Raw genomic sequence first — 18858 nt, 5'->3', positions numbered from 1 at the left:
CGTCCTCCTGTACGCCGGGCCTCAGCCGTTCAGCAGGAGCGCCTGGTCCAGGGCCTGGAGGAATCGGTTCGTCGTGGCCCGGTCCCGGACCGCGAGCCGCAGCCAGTTCCGGTCGAGACCCGGGAAGGTGTCCCCCCGCCGGGCCGCGAAGCCCAGGAGCCGCAGCCGGTCCCGTATCGCGTCCGCCCCGTCGATCCGCAGCAGGACGAAGGGACCCTCGGCCCCGGCGACCGTCCGCACCTCGTCGAACTCCGCGAGACCGGCGAGCAGATGCGCCCGCTCCACACCGATCCGGTGCGCCGCGTGCTCGGCCTCCGCCAGCGCCATCCGCGACATGCAGGCCTCCGCCGCCACCAGGGCCGGCGTCGACACCGGCCACAGCGGTTGCGCCCGTTCGAGCAGGGCGATCGTCTCCGGCTCGGCGAGGACGTACCCGATCCGCAGGCCCGCGAGCCCCCAGGTCTTGGTGAGGCTGCGCAGTACCACGAGCCCCGGCACGTCGGTCCGCCCGGCCAGCGACTCCCGCTCGCCCGGCACCGCGTCCATGAACGCCTCGTCGACCACCAGCGTCCGGCCGGGCCGGGCCAGGGCGGCGATCGTGGCGGCGGGATGCAGGACGGAGGTCGGGTTCGTGGGGTTCCCGATCACCACCAGGTCCGCGTCGTCGGGCACCGCCGCCGGATCCAGCCGGAAGCCGTCCTCCTCGCGGAGCAGCACCCGGCCCACCTCGTGCCCGGCGTCGCGCAGCGCCGCCTCCGGCTCGGTGAACTGCGGGTGCACCACCACGGGCCGCCGCACCGGCAGCGCCCGCGCGAGCAGCACGAAGGCCTCCGCGGCGCCGGCGGTGAGCAGCACCCGGCCGGGCGGCAGATCGTGCCTCACGGCGACCGCGGCCCGCGCGGCTCTGCCGTCGGGATAGGCCGCGAGGCCGGTCAGTGAATCGGCGATTCTCTTGCGCAGCCAGTCCGGAGGGGTGTTCGTCCGGACGTTGACCGCGAGATCGATCAGCTTCTCGTCCCGTACCTCGGCGTCACCGTGGTGGCGCAGGTCGTGGGCGTCGGATTGCGTGTGCATGTCCATGGCCGCCGTCGTGTGGGGGGTGGGGATGGTGGGGGGTGAGCCAGGCTCGCGAGCGATGTACCCGTGAGTCAGGTGCAACAACCGTACGCCTGGGGCATGTTCGTGCGGACAAACCGGTACGCACGTGGCGATCGCACACGTAACGCTCCGCGATTTCCGCTTCGGCACGAGCAGCACGGCCCGCCCGGCATCCCCACGCCCAGCGGCTCCGGCGGACCCGGAAGCCCCCGCCGGCCCGGAAGCCAAGGCCGGCTCATCGGCCAAGCTCGACCCATCAGCCCCGCCGAGCTCGCCGGACCCCGCGGCCCCACTGGACCCCGCGGCTCCCGCTCCCGCCGTGAGCAGCGCGGCCGCCTCCGCCACCGACGGCGTCCCCGTCGCCTCCCGCGGCAGCGCCGACGGATGCGGTACGGGGACGGCGGCCAGCTCTCCGGCCGGGAAGCCCCGCACCGGAACCCCCAGCTCCGCGCCCGCGCCCGCGACACCCGGCTCCGCGGCCCGCGCGTCCAGCGTGGCCAGCGACCGCACCGCCGCCCGCGTCAGCCCCGCCTCCCGCAGCACCGCGTCGACCAGCGCCAGTACGTCGTCCACCGGAACGCCCGGACGCGCCCCCACACCGAGGTGCGCGCACACCGCCGCATCCGGTAGCAAAGGCCCATGGCTGTGGTCGTCGCGCTCGGCGCGTTCCTCATGACGCTCTTCGGCGGGTGGGTCGCCGGGCGGGTCACCGACCGCCGCCACCTCGTCCTCGGCCTCGCCGGCGGGCTCATGCTCGGCGTCGTCGGACTCGACCTCCTGCCGGAGGCCTTGGAGGCCGCGGGGGAGGCGGTGTTCGGCGTCCCGGAGGCCCTGCTGCTCTTCGTCGGCGGCTTCCTCTTCGCCCATGTGGTGGAGCGCCTCCTCGCCGTCCGCCAGGCGGCACACGGGGTCGGGGCCGACGAGAGGGTCCCGCAGGTCGGTCTCACCGCGGCCGCCGCGATGGTCCTGCACAGCCTCATGGACGGCGTCGCCCTCGGCGCCGCCTTCCAGGTCGGCGGGGGCATGGGAGCCACCGTCGCCCTCGCCGTCATCACCCACGACTTCGCCGACGGCTTCAACACGTACACGATCACGAGCCTCTACGGGAACGCCCGCCGCAGGGCCGTCGGGATGCTCGTCGCCGACGCGCTCGCCCCGATCATCGGCGCCGCTTCCACCTTGCTGTTCACCCTTCCGGAGGAACTCCTCGGTGCCTATCTCGGCTTCTTCGGCGGTGCCCTGCTCTACCTCGCCGCCGCCGAGATCCTGCCCGAGGCCCACCACGAACACCCCGCCCGCTCGACCCTGCTGTGCACGGTCGGGGGCGTCGGCTTCATCTGGCTCGTGGTGGGCGTCTCCGGCGGCTGATCTCACGCGCAGTGCTCCACGAAACGCACGGCGGCCTCCGGCGACCCCGCCCAGTGGGTGTGGACGTAACTGGCGTGCACCCCGTCCTGCACGAAGCCCTCGACGCGCCGCTCCGGCTGCCGCAGCCCCCAGGCCGCCTGCGCCCCGGCGCCCGGCTCGATCACGGTCCGGTGGAACTCGTGCCCCCGCATCCGCGCCCCTGCCGGGGCCAGCACGCTGTCGCTCACGGCGACGGCGTCCCGGTACCCGAGGGTGAGCCGCTCCGACATCCGCGCGTCGGCGTCGAGCACCCCGCACATCGGCCGGCCGTCGAGGGACCGCGCCAGATACAGCAGTCCGGCGCACTCGGCGGCGATCGGCGCCCCCGCCGCGGCGAGCTCGGCGACGGCCTTGCGCAGCGGCTCGTTCGCGGACAGCTCGGCCCCGTACATCTCGGGGAACCCGCCGCCTATGACGAGCCCGCTCGTCCCCTCGGGAAGGCTCTCGTCGCGCAGCGGATCGAACGTGACGACCTCGGCCCCGGCCGCCCGCAGCAGCTCCGTGTGCTCGGCGTACGAGAAGGTGAACGCGGCTCCACCGGCGACGGCGACGACCGGCCGCGCCGCGGGCACGCGCCCCGCCGGGGCGACGGGGGTCCCCCCGGACGAAGTACGGGGGAGGGCGGGCACCACGGAACCACCGACGTGCAGCCGCTCGACGACCCCCGGCTCCCACGGGTCGTCGTGCATGTCGGGAGCACTGCGCGCGAGCGCGAGCAGAGCTTCCATGTCACACCCGGCAAGCACCTGCTCCGCCTGCGCCGCCACCGCCTCCACGGCCGCGGCCTGCCGCTCGGCGACGGGCACGAGCCCCAGATGCCGCGACGGAGTCGCGACGGCGGGCGCCCGCCGCAGCACGCCGAGCACCGGCACCCCGGAGCCCCCGAGCGCCTCACGCAGCAGGTGCTCGTGCCGGTCCGTCGCGACCTTGTTGAGGATCACGCCCCCGATCCGCACCTCGGGGTCCCAGGACGCGAAGCCGTGCACGAGCGCCGCCACCGAACGCGACTGCGAGGACGCGTCCACGACGAGCACCACCGGCGCCTTGAGCAGCTTCGCCACCTGCGCGGTGGACGCCAGCTCGCCCTGGTCGGCGGCCCCGTCGTACAGGCCCATGACGCCCTCGACGACGGCCAGGTCGCAGCCGCGTGCCCCGTGCAGGAAGAGCGGAGCGATCTGCCCCGTACCGCACATGTACGCGTCGAGGTTGCGGCCCGGACGGCCGGTCGCGAGCGCGTGGTAGCCGGGGTCGATGTAGTCGGGCCCGACCTTGTGCGGGGAGACGGCGAGCCCACGGCCGGCGAACGCGGCCATCAGGCCGGTCGCGACCGTGGTCTTGCCCGCGCCCGAGGAGGGCGCGGCGATGACGAGACGTGCTACCACTCGATGCCCCGCTGGCCCTTCTGACCGGCGTCCATCGGGTGCTTGACCTTGGACATGTCGGTGACGAGATCGGCGAAGTCGACCAGTTCCTGCGGCGCGTTGCGCCCGGTGATGACGACGTGCTGCTGACCGGGACGGTCGCGGAGGACCTCGACGACCTCCTTGACGTCGATCCAGCCCCAGTGCAGCAGGTAGGCGAACTCGTCGAGGACGTAGAACGTGTACTTCTCCTCGGCGAGGTCCCGCTTGACCTGCTCCCAGCCCTCGCGGGCCTTCTCCTCGTGCGACTGCTCGCCCTCGGCGACCTCGCGCTGGATCCAGGACCAGCCCTCGCCCATCTTGTTCCAGGTGACGGTGCCGCCCTTGCCCGTCTCGCCGAGCGCCTTGAGGGCGTTCTCCTCGCCGACCTTCCACTTGGCGGACTTGACGAACTGGAACACCCCGATCGGCCAGCCCTGGTTCCAGGCGCGCAGCGCCATGCCGAACGCGGCGGTCGACTTCCCCTTGCCGACGCCCGTGTGCACCATCACGAGTGCACGGTTGCGGCGCTGACGGGTGGTGAGACCGTCGTCGGGTACGACGGTCGGCTGTCCCTGCGGCATTAAGCGGCCCTCCATGCGGTCTGCGTTGTCTGTCCTGCTGCCTGTACGTCCTTGACGAGGCCGGCGATCGAGTCGGCGCGCAGCTCGTCCAAGGTGACGGCGGTGCCGCCGAGTTCGCGTGCGAGGCTCCCGGCGAGCCCGAGCCGCACCGGTCCCGTCTCGCAGTCCACGACCACGCTCGCCGTGCCGTCGGCCGCGTGCAGCCGGGCCGCCCGGGCGGCCAGCGCCACCGGGTCGGCGCCCCCGCCGGTCGCCCGGCCATCGGTCACGACGACGAGCAGCGGGCGGCGCGAGGGGTCCCGCAGCCGCTCGATCCGCAGGACGTCGTGGGCCTTGAGCAGCCCGGCCGAGAGCGGCGTGCGGCCACCCGTCGGGAGCTGTTCGAGGCGGGCGGCCGCCGCGTCCACCGACGAGGTCGGCGGCAGCGCGAGGTCGGCGGTACGGCCCCGGAAGGTGACAAGACCGACCTTGTCGCGCCGCTGGTAGGCATCGAGGAGCAGGGAGAGGACGGCCCCCTTCACGGCGCTCATCCGCTGCCGGGCCGCCATCGAGCCGGAGGCGTCCACGGCGAAGAGCACGAGGTTCCCCTCGCGCCCCTCCCGGGTCGCCTGCCGCAGGTCGTCCCGCCGGACGACGAGCCCGGGGCCGGTCCGCCCGCGCGCCCGCTGGTGCGGGGCGGCGGCCTGCACGGTCGCCGCGAGGTGGAGCTTGGTCAGCGCGCCGCGGGGCCGGGTGGCCCCGGTGGTACGGCCGTGCTCGGTACGGGCCCGGGAACGGCGCCCGGCGGCGCCCTCGCCCAGCCCGGGCACGCTCAGCATCTTCGTACGGAAGGGCTCGGCCGCCCGGACGGCCGCGCGCTCACCGGCGCCGGAGCCCTGCGGCGCGGACGCGGGCGCCTCGGCGGGCGCGGGGACGTCAGCGGGTGCGGGGACGTCCTCGGGCGACGTGGTGTCCTCGGGCGCGTCGCCCTGCGGCGGAATGCCACCGCCGTCAGGACCGCCACCGCCCGGACCGCCGTCCCCCGGACCGTCACCGGGGCCCTCCGGCTCCGGATCCTCGTCGTCCCCCTTGAACTGCTCAAGCGTCTCGTCGAGCTTGTCCTCGTCGAGGCCCGGCGCGTCGAAGGGGTTGCGCCGCCGACGGTGGGGGAGGGCCAGGAGCGCGGCCTGTCGCACGTCCTCGGAGGTGACCTGCGTCCGCCCGGCCCAGGCGGCGAGGGCGGTCGCCGCCCGCGCCATGACGATGTCGGCGCGCATGCCGTCGACCTCGAACGCGGCGCAGGTCGCGGCGATCTGGAGCAGCGCGGCGTCGCCGAGGGCCACCTTGGGAAGGAGCTCGCGGGCGGCGACGATCCGGTCCCGCAGCGCGGTCTCCTCGTCGGCCCAGCGCGCGGCGAACGCGGCGGGGTCGTCCTCGAAGGCGAGCCGCCGCCGGACGACCTCCACCCGCTGCTCGGGCACGCGGGAGGCGGCGACCTCGACGGTCAGCCCGAACCGGTCGAGCAACTGCGGCCGCAACTCGCCCTCTTCGGGGTTCATGGTCCCGACGAGCAGGAAGCGGGCCGCATGGCGCACGGAGACGCCTTCGCGCTCGACGTGGGAGGCGCCCATGGCGGCGGCGTCGAGGAGGTGGTCGATCAGGTGATCGCTCAGCAGGTTGACCTCGTCGACGTACAGGATGCCCCGATGCGCCGCGGCGAGGAGCCCCGGCTCGAAGGCCTTCACGCCCTCGGCGAGTGCCTTCTCGATGTCGAGCGCGCCGACGAGCCGGTCCTCGGAGGCGCCGACGGGCAGCTCGACCATCCGCGCGGGACGCTCGATGCCGGGCGCCGTCCCGTGCGGCCCGTCGGGGCAGCCCAGGTCGGGCGAGGCCGGATCACAGCTGAACCGGCAGCCGGCGACGACGGGCACGGCGGGCAGCAGATCGGCAAGCGCGCGGACGGCCGTGGACTTGGCGGTCCCCTTCTCGCCCCGGACGAGCACACCGCCCACCGCCGGACTGACCGCGTTCAGCAGCAGCGCGAGCCGCAGATCGTCCATGCCGACGACGGCGGTGAACGGATACCGGGTGCTCATCGGTCGGTTCCTTCCTCGAGTTCGATCAGCTGATGCGTGTGGTGTCGCGGGCGGACCGCGACGTCGGCGGTGCCCCTCACGGCGCGCCCGGCGGCACGAACGGCAGCCCCGCCGGGGCCCCCTCCTCGATCAGCCGCAGCAGCGCGTCCGTGTCCGCGTGCTCCTCGATCAGGTCGCCGAGCCGGTCCAGCTGCTCCTCCCGGAGCGTGCCGAACGAGGTGTCGGGCGCCGGCACGAACCGTCGGCCGGCCGCCGCCGCGACCTCCCGCAGGAACGCCCGCCGGAATCCGTCGCTCTCCAGCGACCCGTGCCAGTGCGTACCCCACACGGAGCCCACCCGGCACCCGTCCAGGAACGGCTCGCCGCCGAGCACGTCCGCGACACCGTGGTGGATCTCGTACCCCTCGACCCGCTCCCCGAGCGCCTCGCCGACCGGCCGCGCCAGGGTCTTCTCGCGCGCGAACCGCACCCGTACGGGCAGCAGCCCGAGCCCGTCGACGGTCCCGGCCTTGGACTCGACCTCGTCCTCGATCCGCTCGCCCAGCGCCTGGAAGCCGCCGCAGATCCCGAGGACCGGCCGTCCCTCGGCCGCGCGCCGTGCCAGCTCGTCCGCGAGGCCCCGCTCCCGCAGCCACGCGAGCGCCTTCACCGTCCCCCGGGTGCCCGGCACGACGACGAGGTCCGCGTCGACGAGCTCCTCCGGCCGGTCCACGAACCGCACGACGACACCCGGCTCGGCGGCCAGCGCGTCGACGTCCGTGAAGTTCGACATGAGCGGTACGGCGCACACGGCGACCCGCAGGACGTCCGTGCCGACCGGGGGTGCGACGACGGACTCGCGGACGGTGCCCCGCAGCGAGACCCGCAGCCCGTCCTCCTCGTCGATGCCGAGGCCGTGCGCGTACGGCAGGACGCCGAAGGTCCGCCGCCCGGTCAGCCCGTGCAGCATGTCGAGCCCGGGCTCAAGGAGGGTCACGTCACCGCGGAACTTGTTCACGAGGTACCCCGCGACGAGCTGCTGGTCCTCGGGCGAGAGCAGCGCCGTGGTCCCGAAGAACTGGGCGAAGACCCCGCCCCGGTCGATGTCGCCGACCACGACGACGGGCAGCTGCGCGGCCCGCGCGATGCCCATGTTCACGATGTCCGTGCGCCGCAGGTTGATCTCGGCCGGACTGCCCGCCCCCTCGCAGATCACGGCGTCGTACATGCCCCGGAGTTCCTCCAGGCACGCCATGACCGGCTCGAAGAGTTCTTTCTGCCGCCCGCCGTGCAGTGCCTTCCCGGGGGACGACCCCCCGGACCCCCCGAAGAACCCACGAGCGCTCAGCTCGCCCACCGGCTTGCCCATCAGGACGACCTGGCTGGAGCGGTCGCTGCCCGGCTTGAGCAGCACCGGGTTCATCAGGGCCGTCGGCTCGACGCGGGCGGCCTGCGCCTGCATGGCCTGGGCCCGTCCGATCTCGGCGCCCTCACGGGTCACGAAGGAGTTGAGGGACATGTTCTGCCCCTTGAACGGCGCCACTTTCACGCCCTTGCGGACCAGCCAGCGGCAGATGCCGGCCGTCACGACGCTCTTGCCGGCGTCGGACGTGGTCCCGGCGACCAGGAGACCGCCACCCCTCATGCGTTCCTCCGCTTCACAGCACCGATGATCATGCGGCCGCCGACACAGGCGGCCAGGGTCAGTGCGGTCACCCGGCGCGAGAGCCGGACCGCCCGGTCGATGTCGGCGACCTCGACGGGCCGCCCCTCCCCGTTGAGCACGGGCCGGTGCTCGACCCGCCCGCCGTACGAGAGGGTCCCCCCGAGCCGTACGCCGAGGGCGCCCGCGAAGGAGGCCTCGACGGGGCCCGCGTTTGGGCTCGGGTGCTTCGCCGCGTCCGCCCGCCAGGCCCGTACGGCGCCACGCGGGCTCCCTCCGGCGAGCGTCGCGGCGGCGGCCGTGAGCCGTGCCCCGGGCCAGCCGGCCACGTCGTCGAGCCGGGCCGAGGCCCAGCCGAAGCGCCGGTGCCGCGGCGACTTGTGGCCGACCATCGCGTCGAGGGTGTTCACGGCGCGGAAGGCGAGGAGGCCCGGCACGCCCGCGACCGCGCCCCAGAAGAGGGCGCCGACCACGGCGTCGGAGGTGTTCTCGGCGACGGACTCGACGACGGCGCGGGCCATCGCGGGACCGTCCAGGGACTGCGGGTCGCGCCCGCAGAGGTGCGGCAGCCGCTCCCGGGCGACCTCCAGGTCCCCGACGGCGAGCGCCCCGCCGATCGCGCGGGCCTCCCGTCCCAGGGTCGTACCGCCGACGACGGCCCAGACGGAGGCGGCGGTCAGCGCGACGGCGGCGGCGGGCCGGTCGCGGACGGCGCGGGCGGCGAGGGCGCCGAGGGCGACGGTGGAGCCGGCGCAGACGGCGGTGTGCAGGGCGCCCCAGCCGCGGTGGTCGTGGTGGAGGCGCTGTTCGACCGCGGCGGCGGCCCGGCCGAAGGCGGCGACGGGATGTCCGCGGCGGGGATCGCCGACGATCTGGTCGACGGCGAGCCCGAGGGCGGCGCCGTACGCGAATCCGCCCGGAGTAAGGCGGCTGGCTCTGATGCGGCCGGGCATGGGCGCATGTCCTCACTCAGGGTCCGCGCCCTGGATCGACGTGACCGGCGGCGAGAGTTCCTGACTCCCGGACCCCTCGGATCCGGTCACAGTGGCGGGACCGCGCCGGATTCTCACCGGACTTCCTCTGCTGCCGCCGTAATGGCCTCGGCAGTCCACCACGGCCCGCGAACAGCCGTCAACTCACCCTTGACCTGCGACAGGTCACTGTGCGAAGCACCACAGACACGGACCACGAGACGACGGCCGGGCGGCCCGCACCCGAAGGTGCGGACCGCCCGGCCGTGGTGCGAGAGGGGACCGTCAGACGACGATCAGGTAGATGCCGTAGGCCACGGCCGCCGCGCACAGGGCGAAGCAGGCGTAGGCGCCGGTGCGGGCCAGGGTCGCGGAGCCGCCGTTGGCCGCGGCCTCCTCCTGCTTGCCGAGGCCGACGATCCCGAGGGAGAAGAGGCCCACGAGGGCGACGGTCGCCAGGAGGCTGACTCCGAAGACGGAGCCGAGAGCTGCCCAGTCGATCTTCATGTCGTTGGTTCCTTACACCGCTGCGGCGGGGGCCGGGGGAGCGGCCGGGTCCGTGGGGACCGGCGCGGGGATGGTGGTCTTGAGGTCCTCGTCCGCGACGGCGGCGACGGAACCGGCGGCCGGCGGCGGGGTGACGGCCGCGATGGCGGTGGTCACGACCCCCGCGGGCTCCTCGTCCAGGTCGTCGGCGGTGACGTTGTGGTGGTCGACCGGCTTGCGGCGGGAGAGCGTCCAGATCACGGCCGAGCCGGAGACCAGCAGGACGGCGACGGCGGCGATGCCCCAGGGGCCCTGCTTGGTGAGGAACTCGGCGCCGGCGCCGACGAGGCCGGCGGCGGGCAGGGTCAGGCCCCAGGCGACGAACATCCGGGTGGCGGTCGACCAGCGGACGACACCGCCCTTGCGGCCGAGGCCGGCGCCCATCACGGCACCCGAGCAGGACTGGGTGGTGGAGAGGGAGAAGCCGAGGTGCGAGGAGGCCAGGATGACCGTGGCGGCGCTGGTCTGGGCGGCGAAGCCCTGCTGCGGCTGGAGGTCGGTGAGGCCCTTGCCCATGGTGCGGATGATGCGCCAGCCGCCGAGGTAGGTGCCGGCCGCGATGGCGACACCGGCGGAGACGATGACCCACAGCGGGGGGTTCGAGCCGGGGGCCACGACACCCTGGGTGACCAGGGCGAGGGTGATGATGCCCATCGTCTTCTGGGCGTCGTTGGTGCCGTGGGCGAGGGAGACGAGACCGGCGGAGGCGATCTGGCCGGCCCGGTAGCCCTTGGCCGTGGCCTTCGCCTCGGGCTTGGCCTTGATCTTGTACGTCAGCTTCGTGGCGGCCATCGCGGCGAGGCCGGCGACGAGCGGCGCGGCGACGGCCGGGATGAGGACCTTGGTGACGATGGTCGAGCCGTTGACCGCGGACCAGCCGGCCGACATGACCGCGGCACCGATGAGGCCGCCGAAGAGTGCGTGGGAGGAGCTGGACGGCAGGCCCAGGAGCCAGGTCAGCAGGTTCCACAGGATGGCGCCCACGAGCGCCGCGAAGATCACTTCTGTACGAATGCCCTCTTCGTTGATGATCCCGCCGGAGATCGTCTTGGCGACCTCCACGGACAGGAACGCGCCGACGAGGTTCAGCACGGCGGACATGGCCACCGCCGTCTTGGGCTTCAGTGCACCGGTCGAGATGGTCGTGGCCATCGCGTTGGCGGTGTCGTGGAAACCGTTCGTGAAATCGAACACGAGAGCTGTCACGACCACAATGGCGAGCAGCAGCGTGATGTGTTCCATTTACCCAGGCAATCGTTTGACGTCAGTGGCTCGACGAACGTAAGCAACCTGGGTGAACGGAAGATGAACTGGGGCGGGCGACGTGGTGTCCCCATCCGGTGTCAAGGCATTCCGCTTAGCCCTCCGCCGGAGCGGGTGTCCACGATGCGGTCACCCTGCGACCCCGGGTAATCCGGGCCTCCACGGGCCACCGGCACCCCACCCCGGTCCACCCCTGACCATCCCGTTCCGCCCCCTGGACCGGACCATCCGACCGGGGGACCCCGCAGAGGAGACCCACGTCACTCGCCGGAGGGACGTCTGCCGCCCCCGGCCGGGTCCGCCCGGTGGCAGGCCGCCCGCGACCTGCCGACACTGGGAGCGTGCGCCCGGCTACAGCGACGGCAGCGGCCGTCACCACCCTGATCGGTGTCGGTGCGGCCGCGGTAGCGGCCGGCCGGTACGCCAGCGACGTCGCCCTCAAGGTGCCGTCCGGACGACCACTCCCGGGAGACCCCAGACTCACCGTGCACGCCACGGGACCCGAACGGATCACCCTCACCCGCAGCCTCGCCTCGCTGCGCCCCGGCACGTACGGCCTGGAGGCCCCCGGCCTGCACGCCGTCCTCGGCCCCGTCCTCGACCGCGTCCCGCACACCGCCGACACCGTCGTCCGCCGCCTGGAACGCGTCGAGCTCGGCGTCCTCGGCCCCGGCGTCCGCGTCCGCCTCACCCCCCAGCTCCACCGCGGCACGCCGGTCAGCGCCCTCGGGCTCGCCCACGAGGACGTCGAGATCCCCGGCGAGCTCGGCCCGCTGCCCGGCTGGCTCGTCGCCGGCCCGCGCAGCACGTGGGTGATCGCGCTGCACGGCCTCGGCACCACCCGCGAGCACCCCCTGAACCTCGTCCCCTTCTTCAACCGGCGCAAGATCCCCGTCCTCGTCCCCGCCTACCGCGGCGACGAGGGGGCGCCCGCCTCCCCGGACGGTCTCGCCCACCTCGGCGACTCCGAGTGGCGGGACGTCGACGCCGCCATCCGGTACGCCGTCCGCCGCGGCGCCGAGAAGGTCGTCCTGCACGGCTGGGGCACCGGCGCCGCGATGGCCCTGCGCGCCGCCGCCGAGTCGGGCGTACGGGACCGGATCAGCGGCCTCGTCCTCGACTCCCCGGTCCTCGACTGGGAGGCGACCCTCCGCAACCTCGCCGCGGCACGCCACGTCCCCGGACCCCTGCTCCCGCTCGCCGTCCGCGCCGCCCAAGGCCGGACGGGGGTGCACGGGGACCGGCTCCAGGCCGCCTCGGAGCCGGGCGCCCTGCGCGTCCCGGTGCTCCTCCTGCACGGCCCCGACGACACGATCGCCCCCTGGGAGCGCTCCGTCGAGCTCGCCGCCCGCCGCCCCGACCTGGTCACCCTGCAGACGATCCGGCACGCCCCGCACGCGGCGATGTGGAACGCCGGCCCCGTCCGCTACGAGGAGGCCCTGCGCCGCTTCCTCACCCCCTTGCTCTGACGGCGCGCACGTCCCCGCTCCGACGGTGCAAACGGCCCCCGCTCCGACGGCCGCCGCGGCGGCCGTTCTGACGGGGCTGCGGATTCCGATTGGGCTTTCGGGCCGTCAGCGGGAAGACTGCCCCCGTGACGTCTCGAAAGCCCGATGAACCATTGGCGCGCAACTCCAGACTCCGACTCGTCCGCCCGCGGGCGCTGGCCACCGCCCGACGGGCCGTGACGAACCGGCGCACCCGGCCGGCGCCGCGGCCGCCCGAGGGCACTCCGCCCCGCGCGGAACTCGCCCGTCAGGCCCGGCACGTCCTTGCCGACGCCGTACGGATCGCCCGCTGGGCCGCCGTCGAGCGCGGACCCGAAGCCGCCCTCCGGGCCGGCGTCGAAGCCACCCCCGCCCAGGAACGGGCCGCGGCCGCACTGGACCTGACGCCCGGCCAGGTCCGAGCCGGCTGGGACCGCGCCCGGCTCGCGGGGCTCGTCGAACTCCACGGCGACACCGCCCGCCCCGGCTGGCGGCTGCACGCCTGGGACCGGGACGACTCCGCCGTCCTGCGCGGCTGGGTCGCCCTCTTCGACGCCTGGTCGCTGGTCCACCCGGCGCCCGAGGGCGTCGCGCCGAGCGCGGTCGCCGAGGTCGTCGAGGCCGTACCGCAGGTGCTCTCGCTGCTCCAGCTCTCCCAGGGCCCGGTGCTCGTCCCGGTCCTGCTCGACCTGCTCGGCCAGCGCGTCGAGGAGCTCCGCGAGGAGCGCTGCGAGGTCCCGGTCGCCGACCAGACCCCCGGCCCGGCGAGCGTCACCCCCGACCCGGCCCCCGAGGCGTCCTCCGGCACGGACGGGCTCCCCGCCCTCCTCGACTGGGCCCTTGAGGGCCTCGCGGCCGTCGGCGCGCTCACCCTCGATCCCGGCGCGGACGCCCGGCACGCCACCCTGACCCCGCTCGGCAACTGGGCGGTCTGGGTCAAGCTGGAGCAGATCTGCGTCGCCGCGCAGAGCCCCGCGGGCAACATCGAGCAGTCCGCCGAGGACATGCTCCGCGGCTGCGCCCGGCTCACCCCGGGACCGGCCCGCGCCGAGTACCGCGCCTGGCTCGCGGCCCGCACGCTCTCCAGCGCCGTGGCCGAACTCCTCGCCGTCGCGCGGGGCGAGGACGCCCTCCTGCGCGGCCTCGCCTTCGAGGCGCTGCGGGTCGTCGGAGCCCCCGCCGAGGCCGAGGTCCGGGCCACCGTCGCCGAACCCTCCCTGCGGCCGTACGCGCTGCTCTGGCTGGCCGAGTACGAGGGCGCCGACCCCGACGACGCCCAGGAGGTGCTCACCCGCGAGGAGGCCACCTGGCTCTGGGTGGACACGGCGGCGGCCGTCGCCGACCACGGCGAGAGCGAGCTGCTCGTCCGTCACCTCGAATCCGCCGTCCAGGGGACCGTCCCCGCGCTGCTCGACGAGGTCAGGGCCGTCGGCCACCCCAGGACCGTCCAGGTCCTGGTCGCCCTGGCCGCCGCCCACCCGGACCCGGCCCTGTCCAAGGCGGTCCGCAGGGCCGCCTTCCAGGTCCACACCGGGGGCGCCTGACCGGGGCGGGGCATCCGTCCGACGTCCGACGTCCGACGTCCGACGTCCGACGTCCGGCGCCCGGTTACTCCGCGGCGCCGGGCGTGTAGGTCCCGAAGCTCCAGATGTTCCCCTCGGCGTCCCGGGCCATGTAGTCCCGCGCGCCGTACTCCTGGTCCGTGGGCGGCATCACGATCTCGGCGCCGTGGGCGACGGCCCGCGCGTGGTGCTCGTCCACGTCGTCCACGTGCACGAAGACGCCCACCGGGCCCGCGCGGTCCATCAGCTTGTCGAACTCGCTGCCCGTGCCCTTGCTGCCGAGCATCACCATGCCGTTCCCGTACGCCAGCTCCGCGTGGGCGATCAGCCCGTCCTCGGCCTCGTAGACGGCGCTCGCCGTGAAGCCGAAGCCCTCCGTGAGCAGCTTGATCGCCCCCTGCGCGTCCTCGTACGTCAGCGTCGGACAGATGTGGGGTGCCTCAGCCATCCCGACCACTTCCTCTCGATTCAGCCGAATGTGACCTGGATCTCAGTCTGGCAGGCGGCACCGACAACTCAGCGGAAGGTGTTGCACCGGGCCATGTCACCGGTCCTGTAGCCCTGGTGGAACCACTGCTGCCGCTGCGCCGCCGAGCCGTGCGTCCAGTTCTCCGGGGTCACCCGGCCCTGGAACCTCTCCTGGATCCGGTCGTCGCCCACCGCGGCCGCCGCGTCGAGGCCGTCCTGGATGTCCGCGTCCGTGAGCCGGGTCAGCAGCGGGCGGCCCGTCCTGTCGTCGGGGGTGGTCGTCGCGTGCCGCGCCCACACCCCGGCGTAGCAGTCGGCCTGGAGCTCGACCCGGACGGCGTTGGAGTTCGCACCGGTCCGCCCGTCCTGGGCGCGCTCAAGGGTCCCCATCAGGTTCTGGATGTGATGGCCGTACTCGTGGGCCACCACGTACGCCTGGGCGAAGGGCCCGCCGCTCGACCCGAACTTGGTCCGCAGCTCCTCGAAGAAGCCCAGGTCCAGATAGACCTGCCGGTCCCCGGGGCAGTAGAAGGGCCCGACGGCCGAGGTCGCCGAGCCGCAGGCGGTCCCGACCCGCTGGGTGAACATCACGGTGGCGGCGTTCCCGTAGGCCCCGCCCCGTCGCGCGTACTCGCTCCGCCAGAAGTCCTGGAGGCTGTTGACGACGGCGACGATCCGGCAGTCCTCGCGGGTGTTCGCGTCCGAGCCCTTCTTGCAGGCCTGGTTCACCTGGGCCGCCGAGGACGAGGTCGCGACCGGTTCGTCGCCGCCGTCGGTGAGCCCGAGCTGGTCGGGCCCGACCCCGAAGAGCACACCCAGGACCAGCGCGATGAGGCCGATGATGCCGCCGCCGACCGTCGCCCTGCCGCCGGGGACGCGGCTGTTGCGGACGTCCTTGACCTCCGAGGTGTCCAGGTCGGCGTCGTCGTCGAACTGCACGGTCCACCACCCTCCGCGTACTGCCGCGGCAGTGGCCGCCGCCCTGCGCCGAGTATCGGCCGATCTTCCTCCCTTCGCCCCTTTTATTAGGTCAAGGCGAAATGCAAGGAAATGTGAGAAAGCTCCGATCGCGCCATATGACACCCACATGGCCGAAAACCAGTTGCAGGAGCCCGTTAGACTGGCCGTATGGCCACTCTCCCCGTGCATTAGCGGCGTCGAAGCCCGTCAATAACCGTCCTTCCGCCGTTCCCATCGCCCTGGAGTCTGTCCGTGATCACCGCCACCGGCATCGAGCTGCGCGCCGGCGCCCGCGTCCTCATCGAGTCCGCTTCCTTCCGTGTCGCCAAGGGCGACCGCATCGGCCTCGTCGGCCGAAACGGAGCGGGCAAGACGACCCTCACCAAGTGCCTCGCGGGCGAGGGCCAGCCCGCCGCCGGCGCCATCGCCCGCTCCGGCGAGGTCGGCTACCTCCCGCAGGACCCGCGCACCGGTGACCTGGACGTCCTGGCCCGCGACCGCATCCTCTCCGCCCGCGGCCTCGACACCCTCCTCAAGAAGATGCGGGCGAACGAGGAGCGCATCGCGACCGGCACCGGCGGCACCCGCGACAAGGCCATGCGGCAGTACGAGCGCCAGGAGACCGAGTTCCTGACGAAGGGCGGCTACGCGGCCGAGGCCGAGGCCTCCACCATCGCCGCCGCCCTCGGTCTGCCCGACCGCGTCATGGGCCAGCCGCTGCACACCCTCTCCGGCGGTCAGCGCCGCCGCGTCGAGCTCGCCCGGATCCTCTTCTCGGACGCCGACACGCTCCTCCTTGACGAGCCGACCAACCACCTCGACGCCGACTCGATCATCTGGCTGCGCGACTACCTGAAGACCTACCGCGGTGGCTTCATCGTCATCTCCCACGACGTCGACCTCGTCGAGACCGTCGTGAACAAGGTCTTCTACCTGGACGCCAACCGCTCCACGATCGACGTCTACAACATGGGCTGGAAGCTCTACCAGCAGCAGCGCGAGGCCGACGAGAAGCGCCGCAAGCGCGAGCGTCAGAACGCCGAGAAGAAGGCCGCCGCCCTCAACTCGCAGGCCGACAAGATGCGCGCCAAGGCCACCAAGACCGTCGCCGCGCAGAACATGGCCAAGCGCGCCGAGCGGCTGCTCTCCGGCCTGGAGGCCGTGCGTGCCTCCGACAAGGTCGCCAAGCTCCGCTTCCCGGACCCCGCGCCCTGCGGCAAGACCCCGCTGACCGCCGAGGGACTCTCCAAGTCCTACGGTTCGCTGGAGATCTTCACCGATGTCGACCTCGCCATCGACAAGGGCTCCCGCGTCGTCATCCTCGGCCTCAACGGCGCGGGCAAGACGACCCTGCTGCGCCTTCTCGGCGGCGTGGAGCAGCCCGACACGGGTGAGGTCACCCCGGGCCACGGCCTGAAGCTCGGCTACTACGCCCAGGAGCACGAGACGCTCGACCCCGAGCGGACCGTCCTGGAGAACATGCGCTCCGCCGCGCCCGACCTCGACCTCGTCGACGTCCGCAAGACGCTCGGTTCCTTCCTCTTCTCCGGTGACGACGTCGACAAGCCGGCCGGCGTGCTCTCCGGTGGCGAGAAGACCCGTCTCGCGCTCGCGACCCTCGTCGTCTCCTCGGCGAACGTGCTCCTGCTCGACGAGCCCACCAACAACCTCGACCCGGCCAGCCGCGAGGAGATCCTCGGCGCCCTGCGGACGTACAAGGGCGCGGTCGTCCTCGTCACGCACGACGAGGGCGCGGTCGAGGCGCTCGACCCGGAGCGGATCATCCTGCTCCCGGACGGCGTCGAGGACCTGTGGGGCGCGGACTACGCGGACCTCGTGGCCCTGGCCTGACCCGGCTCCACGGCTCCGGAAGCGCCCTCGGGCGGGCTCCGGGGTCCGGAGTGATCCTTCAGGGCTGGATCATTCGGCTCATGGGTGATCCTTCATCTGAGTGAGGGCGTCTCGTACACCCCGGCGCGGTGCTCTGCCGAATCCTTCCGGCAGACCCGCGCCGTATGTGTGTTCCCCCTGCGGCCTTGACCTGGCACTTCCCGCCCCGGGCGGCGCGGGCCCGGCTTTCCCTCTGTGCGGAATCTGTGCCTCCGGTCGTGGCGAGGGGGTGCTGCTCCCGCAACCCGGCCGCACGGACCTTGTCGAATGGGTGGCCAGGACGCCGGGTAGGGGTGATCATGAGAAGTCCAGAGCGCACTTCCCATGAGGAGGCACGGGTGGCCGAGACTCTGAAGAAGGGCAGCCGGGTGACCGGCGCCGCGCGCGACAAGCTCGCGGCAGACCTGAAGAAGAAGTACGACTCCGGTGCGAGCATCCGGGCGCTGGCCGAGGAAACCGGCCGCTCCTACGGATTCGTCCACCGGATGCTGAGCGAGTCCGGAGTCACGCTGCGTGGACGCGGCGGAGCGACACGAGGCAAGAAGGCAGCCTCGGTCTGAGTCATCGGGGCGGCTCGACCGGCCACCGGATCTCTCGGTGGCCACCCGGTCGACCGCGCGGTCGGCCAGGTGGTTACTGTGCAGTCACTTAGCATCCTCGCAAGTGCTGCACCGGAACCGGAGGCGCCCCATGGCTACGCTCGACGACTCTGAGCTCGTATTCGACAAGGACGGTGTACGGCTCACCGTCGAGGACGCCGTTGCCACGGTGACCCTGACCAACCCGGCGAAGCGCAACGCTCAGTCTCCCGCTCTGTGGCGGGCGTTGACAGAAGCCGGCCGGTCGTTGCCCGGCAGCGTGCGGGTCGTCGTCCTGCGCGGAGAGGGAAAGTCCTTCTCCGCGGGGCTCGACCGGCAGGCGTTCACGCCCGAGGGCTTCGACGGAGAGCCGTCCTTCCTCGATCTCGCGCGCGGTTCCGACGCGGACCTCGACGCGGAGATCGCCACGTACCAGGAGGCGTTCACCTGGTGGCGCCGTAGCGACCTCGTGTCGATCGCGGCCGTCCAGGGGCACGCCATCGGCGCGGGCTTCCAGCTCGCCCTCGCCTGCGACCTGCGGGTCGTCGCCGAGGACGTGCAGTTCGCCATGCGCGAGACCAGCCTGGGTCTCGTCCCGGACCTGACCGGGACGCACCCGCTCGTCTCGCTCGTCGGCTACGCCCGCGCGCTGGAGATCTGCGCCACCGGCCGCTTCGTCCACGCGGAGGAGGCCGAGCGCATCGGTCTCGCCAACATCGCCGTGCCCGCCGACGAGCTCGACGCGGCGGTACGGGACCTCAGCGCCGCCCTGCTCGCGGCGCCGCGAGCCGCGGTCAACGAGACCAAGGCGCTCCTCCAGGCTGCCGCGGGCCGCTCGTACGAGGAGCAGCGCACCGCCGAGCGCGCCGCCCAGGCGCGCCGTCTGCGCGACCTCGCGGGCCTCGGCGACTGACGCGCCCCGTTCGC

Annotated in this window: 16 protein-coding genes and 1 riboswitch; of the genes, 6 read left to right on the top strand and 10 right to left on the bottom strand. The window is 73.5% G+C overall.

The window, feature by feature from the left end; genetic code table 11:
- Positions 1-21 precede the first annotated feature (21 nt).
- The gene (gene cobC, locus IE124_RS06345; protein WP_189506394.1) at positions 22-1695 is read right to left on the bottom strand and encodes an Rv2231c family histidinol phosphate aminotransferase CobC; all 1674 of its coding nucleotides are present in this window, start codon (positions 1693-1695) and stop codon (positions 22-24) included.
- A gap of 42 nt (positions 1696-1737) precedes the next feature.
- Between cobC and IE124_RS06340 the strand changes: the two genes are divergently transcribed.
- Complete coding sequence (locus IE124_RS06340; RefSeq protein ID WP_189505692.1) at positions 1738-2466, top strand: ZIP family metal transporter; 729 nt, start codon at positions 1738-1740, stop codon at positions 2464-2466.
- A 2-nt stretch (positions 2467-2468) separates the two neighbouring features.
- Here IE124_RS06340 and IE124_RS06335 read toward each other — a convergent pair whose 3' ends face one another.
- The 7 genes from IE124_RS06335 to IE124_RS06305 all read right to left on the bottom strand — a co-directional run bounded on the left by IE124_RS06335 (position 2469) and on the right by IE124_RS06305 (position 10965).
- On the bottom strand, positions 2469-3887 hold the full coding sequence (locus tag IE124_RS06335) for a cobyrinic acid a,c-diamide synthase CobB (RefSeq protein ID WP_189505689.1): 1419 nt from the start codon (positions 3885-3887) through the stop codon (positions 2469-2471).
- Positions 3881-4489, bottom strand: coding sequence for a cob(I)yrinic acid a,c-diamide adenosyltransferase (gene cobO / locus IE124_RS06330; RefSeq protein WP_189505687.1), 609 nt, complete (start codon positions 4487-4489; stop codon positions 3881-3883). The genes IE124_RS06335 and cobO overlap by 7 nt, the downstream gene beginning before the upstream one ends.
- Positions 4489-6564: a putative cobaltochelatase gene (locus IE124_RS06325; RefSeq protein ID WP_189505685.1), complete on the bottom strand. Its 2076-nt coding sequence runs from the start codon at positions 6562-6564 to the stop codon at positions 4489-4491. Before IE124_RS06325 ends, cobO begins: the two co-directional genes overlap by 1 nt.
- Positions 6565-6640: 76 nt before the next feature.
- Entirely contained in the window at positions 6641-8188 is a 1548-nt protein-coding gene (locus IE124_RS06320) for a cobyric acid synthase (protein WP_189505683.1), read from the bottom strand.
- Positions 8185-9159 (bottom strand): cobalamin biosynthesis protein, encoded by a 975-nt coding sequence (locus IE124_RS06315; RefSeq protein WP_189505681.1) that lies wholly within the window; start codon positions 9157-9159, stop codon positions 8185-8187. Before IE124_RS06315 ends, IE124_RS06320 begins: the two co-directional genes overlap by 4 nt.
- A gap of 35 nt (positions 9160-9194) precedes the next feature.
- Positions 9195-9334, bottom strand: a riboswitch (cobalamin riboswitch).
- A 128-nt stretch (positions 9335-9462) separates the two neighbouring features.
- Entirely contained in the window at positions 9463-9684 is a 222-nt protein-coding gene (locus IE124_RS06310; RefSeq protein WP_189505679.1) for a hypothetical protein, read from the bottom strand.
- Between the two features lie 12 nt (positions 9685-9696).
- Positions 9697-10965 carry an inorganic phosphate transporter gene (locus IE124_RS06305; protein ID WP_189505677.1) on the bottom strand — a complete coding sequence of 423 codons (1269 nt, stop codon included), beginning with the start codon at positions 10963-10965 and terminating at the stop codon, positions 9697-9699.
- Between the two features lie 362 nt (positions 10966-11327).
- On the opposite strand from IE124_RS06305, the gene IE124_RS06300 reads away from it, so the two are divergent.
- Both IE124_RS06300 and IE124_RS06295 read left to right on the top strand, forming a co-directional pair.
- Positions 11328-12455 (top strand): alpha/beta hydrolase, encoded by a 1128-nt coding sequence (locus tag IE124_RS06300; RefSeq protein ID WP_189505675.1) that lies wholly within the window; start codon positions 11328-11330, stop codon positions 12453-12455.
- A gap of 125 nt (positions 12456-12580) precedes the next feature.
- On the top strand, positions 12581-14017 hold the full coding sequence (locus tag IE124_RS06295; RefSeq protein ID WP_370468736.1) for a hypothetical protein: 1437 nt from the start codon (positions 12581-12583) through the stop codon (positions 14015-14017).
- A 64-nt stretch (positions 14018-14081) separates the two neighbouring features.
- Here IE124_RS06295 and IE124_RS06290 read toward each other — a convergent pair whose 3' ends face one another.
- A complete protein-coding gene (locus IE124_RS06290) occupies positions 14082-14483 on the bottom strand; it encodes a VOC family protein (protein ID WP_189505673.1) in 402 nt (133 codons plus the stop codon).
- A 68-nt stretch (positions 14484-14551) separates the two neighbouring features.
- Positions 14552-15442, bottom strand: a complete 891-nt coding sequence (ypfJ, locus tag IE124_RS06285; protein WP_189505671.1) for a KPN_02809 family neutral zinc metallopeptidase — start codon at positions 15440-15442, stop codon at positions 14552-14554.
- Between the two features lie 273 nt (positions 15443-15715).
- Between ypfJ and IE124_RS06280 the strand changes: the two genes are divergently transcribed.
- The 3 genes from IE124_RS06280 to IE124_RS06270 all read left to right on the top strand — a co-directional run bounded on the left by IE124_RS06280 (position 15716) and on the right by IE124_RS06270 (position 18844).
- Entirely contained in the window at positions 15716-17314 is a 1599-nt protein-coding gene (locus IE124_RS06280) for an ABC-F family ATP-binding cassette domain-containing protein (RefSeq protein ID WP_150271544.1), read from the top strand.
- Between the two features lie 377 nt (positions 17315-17691).
- Positions 17692-17913, top strand: a complete 222-nt coding sequence (locus IE124_RS06275; protein ID WP_024756249.1) for a helix-turn-helix domain-containing protein — start codon at positions 17692-17694, stop codon at positions 17911-17913.
- Positions 17914-18043: 130 nt separating this feature from the next.
- Complete coding sequence (locus IE124_RS06270) at positions 18044-18844, top strand: enoyl-CoA hydratase/isomerase family protein (RefSeq protein ID WP_189505669.1); 801 nt, start codon at positions 18044-18046, stop codon at positions 18842-18844.
- Positions 18845-18858: the final 14 nt, after the last annotated feature.

This window comes from Streptomyces narbonensis (assembly GCF_014649015.1).
Classification (GTDB): domain Bacteria; phylum Actinomycetota; class Actinomycetes; order Streptomycetales; family Streptomycetaceae; genus Streptomyces; species Streptomyces narbonensis.
The sequence above is the reverse complement of the archived record's forward strand: the minus strand, read 5'-3'. Positions and strand labels throughout refer to the sequence as shown.

Coding starts and splice junctions, on each gene's coding strand:
- IE124_RS06340 (WP_189505692.1), top strand. CDS start 1,738: ATGGCTGTGGTCGTCGCGCTCGGCGCGTTCCTCATGACGCTCTTCGGC.
- cobO (WP_189505687.1), bottom strand. CDS start 4,489: ATGCCGCAGGGACAGCCGACCGTCGTACCCGACGACGGTCTCACCACC.
- IE124_RS06325 (WP_189505685.1), bottom strand. CDS start 6,564: ATGAGCACCCGGTATCCGTTCACCGCCGTCGTCGGCATGGACGATCTG.
- IE124_RS06320 (WP_189505683.1), bottom strand. CDS start 8,188: ATGAGGGGTGGCGGTCTCCTGGTCGCCGGGACCACGTCCGACGCCGGC.
- IE124_RS06315 (WP_189505681.1), bottom strand. CDS start 9,159: ATGCCCGGCCGCATCAGAGCCAGCCGCCTTACTCCGGGCGGATTCGCG.
- IE124_RS06310 (WP_189505679.1), bottom strand. CDS start 9,684: ATGAAGATCGACTGGGCAGCTCTCGGCTCCGTCTTCGGAGTCAGCCTC.
- IE124_RS06305 (WP_189505677.1), bottom strand. CDS start 10,965: ATGGAACACATCACGCTGCTGCTCGCCATTGTGGTCGTGACAGCTCTC.
- IE124_RS06290 (WP_189505673.1), bottom strand. CDS start 14,483: ATGGCTGAGGCACCCCACATCTGTCCGACGCTGACGTACGAGGACGCG.
- IE124_RS06270 (WP_189505669.1), top strand. CDS start 18,044: ATGGCTACGCTCGACGACTCTGAGCTCGTATTCGACAAGGACGGTGTA.